The organism is Nocardia sp. NPDC003979 (genome assembly GCF_053605015.1).
In genome coordinates this window covers 601,331-610,447 of sequence record NZ_JBSGIJ010000003.1, presented here as the reverse complement: position 1 = coordinate 610,447, position 9,117 = coordinate 601,331, and the positions used below count along the sequence as shown (strand labels likewise).

Annotated in this window: 5 protein-coding genes; all 5 read right to left on the bottom strand. The window is 70.8% G+C overall.

Annotated features, from left to right (window positions below; translation table 11 throughout):
* Positions 1-632: 632 nt before the first annotated feature.
* Positions 633-1,889 (bottom strand): S1 family peptidase, encoded by a 1,257-nt coding sequence (locus tag ACWEVR_RS09625; RefSeq protein ID WP_452466520.1) that lies wholly within the window; start codon positions 1,887-1,889, stop codon positions 633-635.
* Positions 1,890-2,042: 153 nt separating this feature from the next.
* Entirely contained in the window at positions 2,043-3,404 is a 1,362-nt protein-coding gene (locus ACWEVR_RS09620; RefSeq protein WP_452466519.1) for a S1 family peptidase, read from the bottom strand.
* Between the two features lie 99 nt (positions 3,405-3,503).
* On the bottom strand, positions 3,504-4,625 hold the full coding sequence (locus ACWEVR_RS09615) for a hypothetical protein (RefSeq protein WP_452466518.1): 1,122 nt from the start codon (positions 4,623-4,625) through the stop codon (positions 3,504-3,506).
* A 49-nt stretch (positions 4,626-4,674) separates the two neighbouring features.
* A complete protein-coding gene (locus ACWEVR_RS09610; protein WP_452466517.1) occupies positions 4,675-7,149 on the bottom strand; it encodes a LuxR C-terminal-related transcriptional regulator in 2,475 nt (824 codons plus the stop codon).
* Positions 7,146-8,936, bottom strand: a complete 1,791-nt coding sequence (locus tag ACWEVR_RS09605; RefSeq protein WP_452466516.1) for an Hsp70 family protein — start codon at positions 8,934-8,936, stop codon at positions 7,146-7,148. The genes ACWEVR_RS09610 and ACWEVR_RS09605 overlap by 4 nt, the downstream gene beginning before the upstream one ends.
* Positions 8,937-9,117 lie beyond the last annotated feature (181 nt).

Sequence of the window (9,117 nt, the reverse complement as noted above, 5' to 3'; positions counted from 1 at the left end):
TTTTTGGAGCGCTGGCGCGCTGGCGCGCGGCCCCGGGGGGGCCGCGCGAACAGCGCTCGAGACTCGCGCTTCGCGCATGCGCTTCGAGCGCTGTTCGCGCGGCCGGGCCGCTGCGCCGCTGCGCGGCGTTCCCTCCTCGAGGTCGGGAAGGGTGCGTGGTTGGGGGTGCGGTCATGGCGGACTTGGGTGGTGCGGTGTGGCTGGGAGTGCGGTAGGTGGCGCACTGAGTGGTGCAGTAGGGCTGGGTGTGCGGGAGCCGGCGGCTCTGGGTGATTCGCCGCCCGGGTGGGCTTCCCAGCAGTCCGCCATGACCGCATCCCCAGCCCCGTACGACCCGACCTCGAGGAGGGTCCGCCGCGAAGCGGCGTAGCGGCCGCGAGTTAGCCGCCGTTGCGCATGCGGCGCAGCCGCGAGCAACGGTGGCTAACTCGCGGCCCTCCAGGGGCCGCGCTCGAGCGCGCCAGCGCTCCAAAAATACAGCCCAACACCTTTGTGGTGCACAAAACACCAAGGCAGTTCCACACGGCTGGAACCCCGCCACACAGCGACCACCCAGAAACGGCAAAGGCCGGTAGCTCTAGCGCTACCGGCCTCCACCGTTGTTCAGGGCATGCTCACTGCCCGCCAGGGCATCAGTTCGTGCGAACCGCCAGGCCGGGGTTGTCCGACAGGACCACGCTCAGTGGCTGGGCGAAGAGCTGGGGGGTGTCGCCGGTGATGGCGCCGATGATGTTGGGGATTTCGCAGATCGGGTAGTCGGCGACCGACGAGGCGCTGGAGATGCCGAGGGCCATACGGCCGGTGACGATGGCACCGCCGGAATCGCCGGGCAGGGCGCAGATGTTGGCGGAGAAGCTCTGGGTGAGCTGACGATCGCCGACCTGCACGGTCTGGTCGACACCGTTGACGATGCCGCAGCTGAACCCGGTCCGCGAACCCGACTTGCACACGGGGGCGCCGACGACCGGCACGCCGACGCCGTCGACGGCGATGGGGGCCGCGCCGGGGACGGTGACGAGGTTGTTCTCGAAGCGGGCGCGCGCGTTGTCGTTCACGCGGATGATCGAGTAGTCCTGCTCGCCGAGGATGGACTTCTGGAAGGTGCCGAGCTGGGCGCCCGCGCGGTCACCGTTCATCTCGTACACGGCGGCGGCGGAACCGGTGCCCGCCGACTCCAGGTCGGGGTTGCAGTGGCCCGCGGAGATGTTCACGACGTTGCCGGAGCGGTCGGTGCCGTTGAAGCCGAACGAGCAGCGCAGCGAGCTGTTGCCCGCGATGGCGGCGTAGCCCTCGCCACCGGCGATCGGGCCGGTGCCGTTGCCCGCCACGGGAGTGGCTTCCAGGTCGACCTTCTCACCGGCCACCGGCGGCGCGGTGACGACGACGCGGGCCGGGTCGATGAAGCTGGGCAGGGGCAGCCCGGCCTGCTCGACGCGCACGGCGATCGCGTTGTTCACGGTGTCGATGACGACGCCGCGCACCAGGTTGGCGATCTCCGGCGGCGCGGCGGCCAGCCAGTTCTCGAACGCGGTCTTCTCACCGCGCAGCATGGATTCGCTCTTGGCGACGTTGCGGACCTCGAAACCGGCCGATTCGGCGGCGGTACGGGCCTCGTCGGCGCCGGGGCCCTGGGCCAGCGCGACGACGGCGTTGCCCTGGTCGTTGAGCCAGGAACCGGCGAACACCTGCGGGAACTGACGCTGGGCGGTGGTGGCGAACGCGGCGACCTGCTGGGCCTCGTCGGCACGGCGCAGGTATTCCTGCGGGGAGAGCTTCAGGTCACGGCTCACGGCCTCGATCAGCTGGGCAGGCAGATCGACCGCGGGTTCGGCGTCGGCGACTGCCATCGTGGGGCCGAACAGCAGAATCGCCGCGGAAGCGGCGATCACGGACTTGCGAGCTCGTCTCGAGCTTCGTGCGAGGGGGGCGCGACCCATACGTGGCAGGAGCATGATCGAACTATATGGGCTCGGACCGGTTATGCCTACTCGGACCGGGCAAGAGATTTCACTCACCCGGTCCGTTCGGTGATTCGTCCGGTACTAACCCGCGTTGGGGTTGGTACGCACCATGATTCCGCTGCCGAGACCGCCACCGGAATTGGCCACGATATCGGCCAGGATGGGCCGGATCGGCACACCGAGGGTCGCGGTGCCACCGAAGGGCGCGAGCTGGGTGTTGGCCTCGGTGCAGTTGGGCGCCTCGGCGGCATTGGAGCCGCTGGTGATGCCGAGCGCGAGAGTGCCCGACACGATCGCGCCGCCGCTGTCACCACCGAGGGTGCAGGCGCTGGTGGCGAAACCACGGATCGTCTTGCTGACACCCTCCGCGGTGAACAGCTGGGTCTCCACGTGATCGGCAGAGACGAAACCGCAGGTGAAGGTGGACGATTGACCAGTTTTGCAGACCGGCGCACCGGTCACCGGATCGGCGGTGCCGGTGATGGCGAGGGTGGTGCCGTTGGCGCCACGCACCCGGGCCTGGTCCATGCCCGCGTTCACCGCACGCTCGTTGAGCTTGATGACCGAGTAGTCGAGTGCGCCCGGCCCGCCGAGCACCGACATGGCGAACTGGCCGACCTCGGGACTGTTGGGGATGTCGCGCACATTCGGCACGTACACCTTGGCGGGCGTGCCGTGGTCGACATTCGGATTGCAGTGGCCCGCAGAAATGTTCAGCGCGTTGCCCGCCGCGTCGGTGCTGTTGAAACCGAACGAGCACACATCGACACCGCGCAGGTCGGCGTCGTGCAGGTCCTTGGCGGCGGTGATGTAGGTGTCGCCGCCCATCGGCCGGTTCACCACCTCGCCACCGCCGCCCGGCGTGATGACCACCTTGATGGTGGCGATCAGGGTCGGCAGGTTCAGCAGGTGGCCGGTGCTGGAATTGGCGACGCTCATAACGATCTGGCTGTTGAGCACGTCGATGGCGATCGAGCTGATCGGCGCGGAGATCTCGCGCGGCAGCGTCGAGATCCACTGACTCAGTTGCAGCAGAGCGCCTTCCAGGCCGCTCGCCGAGATCGGGGCGAGATGGGTCTGGTAGCCGTCGGCGGCGGCCAGGCGGCCGGTCTCGGCATCGGTCACCGCGACAACGGCTTTGCCCTCGGGCGTGAGCCAGGCACCGGCGAAGGTGTCGGGGTTCTCGGCGCGGAAGTCGGCGGCGTAGGCACGCAGTTCCTGGGCGCGCACGGCACGGTCGAGGTATTCGTTCGGGGTCATGCCCAGGTCGCGCGAGATGGCTGTCACCAGTTCGGCGGGTAGGGCGTCGGCCGAAAGCTGCTGCGGCGCAGCGGGTTGCGCGCTGGCGACACCGGAGCCGAGCAGAGGGGCGAGAAGAACGGTCGCGGCGAACCCGGCGGAGGCTGCCTTGACCGCGGCGCGACGCGCCACCAACTTGCGCATGAAATCCCTTCGTCACCGAACGAGTGACCGAGACCACCGCCGGCGGCGGGTATGTCGGTCAGCGCATCACTCTAAGGCACGCCCGGCGATGGGGTGCGGTTACCCGCTACCAGCTTCGGTTTTGCGCCAGCCGGGGATCTCGAGCGGCGGCGGGAGCTCGCCGGGCTCGCGGGGCTGGAACGGGAACGGCCGGGTGGTCGTGGTACGACCGGGCGTCGTCGTCGGCGTGGTTGTCGTCGGTGTCGGCGTGGTGGTGGTCGGAGCTTCGGTGGTGGTCGGCTCCTCGGTGGTCGTCGTCGGTTCCGGGGTGGTCGTGACGACCGGTTCCTCGGTGGTGGGCTCCGGCGGCGGCGGAGCGACTACGGGAGTGGGTGCCGGCTGCTGGGTCGTCTCCGAGTGCGCGTCCGAGATGGTCGGCGGCTCGGTCGGCTCGGTGCCGCGCAGCAGCACCGACACCGCGATGCCACCGAGCACCAGGCCGATCAGCGCGGCCCCGGCGATCAACAGCGGCGTCTTGTTCCGCACCGGAGCGGGCGCGGGGGCCGTCGGAGCGGGCGCTGGCACGGTGACGGCCATCGCCTTGGTCGGATGCTGCACTGGAAGCGCCGCCGAATACGCCTGCGCGACCACCACGGGCGGCTCCACAGCGGGCATCACATCGGTCTTCACCAGGGAGTTCTCGGTGACGATCGGATCCGGCGGCGTCGCACCGGCCGGGGTCGCCAGCACCGCGACCAGCGCGGCCTCGGCGGCCGACGACGCGAACGCCTTCCCCGGATCGGCGCCCTCGGCGGGCTGGGGCAGCTCGTCCTCGCCGAGCAGCGCCACCGATTTCAGACCCAGATAGTCCAGCGCTTCACGGACGCCGCGCACCACCTCAGGCGACCACTGCGCCGGATGCGTCGCGTAGAACTCGGCCGGGCCGCTCAGATGCTCGGTGGTGAGATCGATGAGGCAGAACATGGCCGTGGCCAGCAGGTCTTCGGCCCGATAGGCCTCGCCGCCGTCGACATCGACACCGGCCGGATCGCCGATCGCCCGGACGAAACCGGAGATCGCGTGCGCCTTCCCGGACAGCGGTGCGTCGCCGAGGGCCGCGTCGCCGTCGTCGGACATGTGCAGCACCGACGACCGCTCGACGAAATGCTTCGCCCCGTCGTCGGTGACCACCGCGGCGACACACTCGTCGTCGGCGATACGCAAGCCGACTCCAGTGGCCATCCGGTTACCTCGCTTCGACGTCCGTGGTGTTGGGCGGCGAGTCCGGCGGTCACACCAGGAGTGAGCCGTGTCCCATCGCGCGCAGCATCGACAATAATTCCGATCGTGAACGTGCGCCTATCCGGCGTCGGATACGCGCCACGTGATGCTCCACGGTCTTGGCGGAAATGTACAGCCGTGCGCCGATCTCCCGGTAGGTGAGACCGAGTAGCACCAGCTCGGCGACCTCGCGCTCACGGTCGCTGAGCGCGCGCTGCTCGATCGCGGGTTGCGGAGCCACCGAGGTTTCATCGCCGGTCTTGGGTGCCTCGAGGCGGGCGGGGATACGCACCGAACGGGCCAGCTTCAGCAGGGCGCTCGCGGCGGCGGGGTCGTCGATCACGCGTGCGGTGTCGCCGGCGAGGCGGGCGCCGTCGAAGGTGTGGCCCTGGTGGGCGAGGGCGAGGACCGCGCTGTGCACGGCGGGCAGGTCGACCTGGCCGCGCAGCACGAGCAACCAGGTGCGGCCCGCGTCGGCCAGGACCGCGGCGTGCGGGTCGCCGTCGGCGGCGGCGTTCTTCAGCGCGTGCGCGTGCGGCAGCAACTGCTGGGGCGAGGACTTGGCGATCGCCGCCTGCACCCCGTACCAGTGGAAGGCGTTGGTCCAGGCGGGTGCGCGGCCGAGGCGGCGCAACAGTGCGGTGGCGGCCTCGACGAGCGGCTGGATGCGGCCCTCGTCGCGCAATTGGATTCCGGCCAACCACAATTCGCCGATCGGTAGCAGGCTCAGCAGGTCGACGTCGACCTCGTCGAACAGCGGGAAGGCGGCGGTCCACGCGGCATGCAGTGCCTGCGCGTCACCGCTGCGACGGGCCAGGCCGACGGCCAGGGCGTGCGCTAGCAGGCGGTCGCGCGGGGGAAGGGACGCGATGTCGATGCCGGTCATGGTCTCGGCGGCCCTGCATTCGTCACCGATGCGCAGCGCGGTCCAGGCCGCGAGCACGCCGAGCTGTTTGCCTTCGCCGTCGGCGGCACGGATCGCGTCGTCGGCGCGGCGTGGTTCGCCCGCGCTCAGGCTGAGCAGGGCGCCGACGGTCACCGCGCTGCACGGGGTGATGCCGGTTCCGTTGGTCCGCGCGGCCTGGACCAGCGCCGAGATCGCGCCCGCGGTGGCCGCGCCGTGCGGGTCGAGGGAGGTGAGCAGGGCGTTCGCGATCAGCCGGGCCCCGGCACCGGCCTGGGTGGGCGGCCAGTGTTCGGCGTCGGCCGCGGCCTCCGTGGCGGCGGCGCTGTCACCGGCCAGGGCGTGCACGGTCGCCGCGACCGCCCAGTCGGCACCGACCCGGTTCGGGCCGAGCCAGCGGTAGAGTGCGGCGGCCCGGCTGACCAGGCCTCGCCGGGTGAGCACGCTCGCGCAGACGCGCACGGCGGCCGCGAGTTCGGCGGTGTCGACATCGGTTCCGTCGAGCAGGGGTTCGGCCAGGCGGAGGGCGGTGTCGTCGTCGCCTGCCTTCGCGGCGGCCTCGGCCCAGGCGAGGGTGATGCGACGCGGATCGGTGCCCGCCGCGACGGCTGCCGCGTAGTAGCGGGCGGCGTCGGGACGCTGCTGTCGGGCTGCCGCGCAGAGGAATTCGGCGAGGCGCTGGTCGCGCACACCGGACTCGGCCAGCAGCAGGCCGGTGTGGTCGCGCAGCAGGCCCGCCTCGAGCCGGGTGTCGAGGAGCCTGCGCTGCACGGCGACGAAGCGGCGATCGCCGAGCAGCAGCCGCAGTTGCGGCACGGCCGCGCTCAGCAACAGGTCGGCATCGGTGACCAGTGCGCTCGCCCGCGCGCGGTCCAGCAGGTCATGGGCGACAGGCAATTCCACCCCGAGCACCTCGGCGAGCTCACCGGCGTCGAGGCCGGTTCCGGTCGCCGCGACGACGAGGGTGTCGAGCAGCGGGGGATCGAAAGCGGCCAATTGCGCACGGGCCCAAGCGGACAGGGCTGCGTCGACGGCAGGCAGGCCCGCGTCGAGCTTGGCCTGACCCGCCGCCCGTAGTGCCGCGACGACACCGCCGTGGATGCCCGCGGTCCTGGTGTGGATGTGGGTGACCAGCGGACGCGGCACCGACACCCCGAGTTCGCGGGCGAAGGAACCGATCTCACCGCAACCGAGTGCGCGGATCTCGATCAGGCGGCCCTGCCTGCCGATCGCGTCGCACAGGGCGCGCAGTTCGGGATGCTGGGGGCGCGGCTGAGTGGCGCAGATCAGGGAGCGGGCACCCGATTCCACCTCGGTGCGCAGGGCTGCGAGCTGGGCAGGGGTCATGTCGTGCAGGTCGTCGGCGATCACGACGGCGCCGTTGTCGGTTGGCTCGGGGGCCCGGCCGATCACGGCAACGCCCCGGCCGCGCAGCCGACGGCGTACAGCGTCGAGCAATACCGACTTGCCGGTACCGGAGCGACCCGTCAGCAACAGCACCACCGGCTGGTCGTCGGCAGCGTCTACCGCTCGCAGAATCTCACGGGCATGGGGGACTGTGTCGAGCGCGATGGGGCTCAATTGCCGCCTCCCAGTAGTTCACCAGGGAGTTTCGTGACGCCACCGACGGTGCCTTCGACCACCTCGCCCGCGCCGTCGAGCACCTCGCCGGGTACCGCGCCGACATTCGGCACGTTCGGAGCCTGGGGGACCGGCGGGGTGTAGGGCGCCGGTTGCTGTGGGGCGGGCTGTTGGGGAGCGGGCTGCTGGGGTGCTGGTTGCTGCGGGGCCGGCTGTTGCGGTGCGGGTTGCTGCGGGGCAGGGGTTCCGCCGCCGGACTGGCTCTGCTGCTGCGTTGCCGGGGACTGGGCAGGGCCGCCCGGCTGTGGTGTCCCGGGGGCGGAGTTCACCGGTGCGGCCGGGGTGACGGTGCCGGGGATCGGCTGACCCGTCGAGTCGAGCAGGGGAGCGCCTGGGACCGGCTGACCGTTCGCGTCGACGGTCGGCGTGCCGACCACTGGCTTGCCGTCGGCGTCGAACGTGGCGATCGGTGCGACCGCCTGTCCGGGGCCGTTGTTCTTCGGCGCGTTCTCGGTGGGGTTCACCGTGGACGCGTCCGGCTTGCTCGGCGTCGCGAACTGGGGAGACATGGCCAGCGTTCCCGCGGTGAGCGCGCCGAAGACGGCGACTGCCGCGCCGACGACCGCCAGGCGTTTGCCGGTGACGACCTTCTTCGCCGAGGCTTCGTCGTCGTCGTCGACGACGGGCAGAGCTTTCGCGAGTGAGACCGGCGCGATTTCCGTCGTCGCGGCCGGCTCGTCGAGCTCCTCGAGAGGAAGGACGAGCGGCGTGGATTCCGCCGCCCGCAGATCGGCGGCCAGCTCGGCCGCGCCCGCCGCACTCGCGGTGGCCGGGTCGGCACACGCGACGACGGGCAGCGCGAATTCCGCGGACACCAGCTCCGCGACAAGGGGCATCTGCGCGCCGCCGCCGGTCAGCAGGACGGCGGTGATGTCGCCGAGCCGGACGCCGGCGCGCTCGACGGCCTCGCGCACCAGGGCGAGGGAATCCTGCACGGGCCCGCGCAGCAGGTCCTCGAGTTCGTGGCGGACGAGGCGAACGGTCGCGGCCTCGCCGAGGGCGCCGACCTCGACCACGGTCGCGGTGTCGAGTGACAGTTCTTCTCTGGCGAGGCGTGCGCGTTCGCGCAGGGCCGCGAGTTCGGTCTCCACGGCCGGATCGAACGGGTCGAATTCCCGGTCACCCAGCGCGTGCGACAGCACATAGCGCATTGTCAGCAAATCGAATTCCGAGCCGGCGATCTCCGTGTCGTGCAGCGGGATGGCCAGCAGACCCGACTGCTCCCCGGTGCGAACCACCGAGACGGTCAGGCCGCTCGCGCCGAGGTCGTAGACCACCACCGCGCCTTCGTCGAACAGTCCGCGCTCGACCTCGTAGCGGCGGACCACCGCGACCGGTTCCGGGACGAGGACGACCGCGTGGGCGCCCGCGTTGTCGAGAGACGAACGCACCGCCTGCACTTGGTCATCCGTCCACCAACCGGGGTGGCACGACACCACCGTCGGCTCGCCCTCGACGCGGTCGCGGACCTCGTCGATCAGCTGAGTGGTCGCTGCGGCCACCAAATCGGCCGCGACATAGGACGAACCGTCCTCGGCGAGCATGCGCACCGGATCGCCGACCCGGGCCAGGAAGCCCTCGATCACCACCGCCGGACCGGCTGTGACTACTTCAACTGCACTGGGTCGCCGCACGACCGCGACCGGTTCACCGCCGTCGATCGCCGTGGCTACGGCAACTGAACGGGATGCACCGACGGTGACGCCGAGCGCGAGACGGTCTGTCATGGGGAACCTCTGCAGATACGTGAGCGACGGAAATCATCGAGAGAGCTATCCCGATTGTCGGTTGCTGACGGTCTGCTGTTACCGGTGCGCGCACCGATAACGGGGCCGATCCCCTACCGGCCCTCGATCCCCTAACGGGCACCCCCTGCGATGAATAGGGATTTGCCCCGTTACGAGGGGG

Bases quoted from the DNA above. Each gene is read 5' to 3' on its own strand.
- ACWEVR_RS09605 (WP_452466516.1), bottom strand. From the start codon at position 8,936: ATGACAGACCGTCTCGCGCTCGGCGTCACCGTCGGTGCATCCCGTTCA.
- ACWEVR_RS09620 (WP_452466519.1), bottom strand. From the start codon at position 3,404: ATGCGCAAGTTGGTGGCGCGTCGCGCCGCGGTCAAGGCAGCCTCCGCC.
- ACWEVR_RS09615 (WP_452466518.1), bottom strand. From the start codon at position 4,625: ATGGCCACTGGAGTCGGCTTGCGTATCGCCGACGACGAGTGTGTCGCC.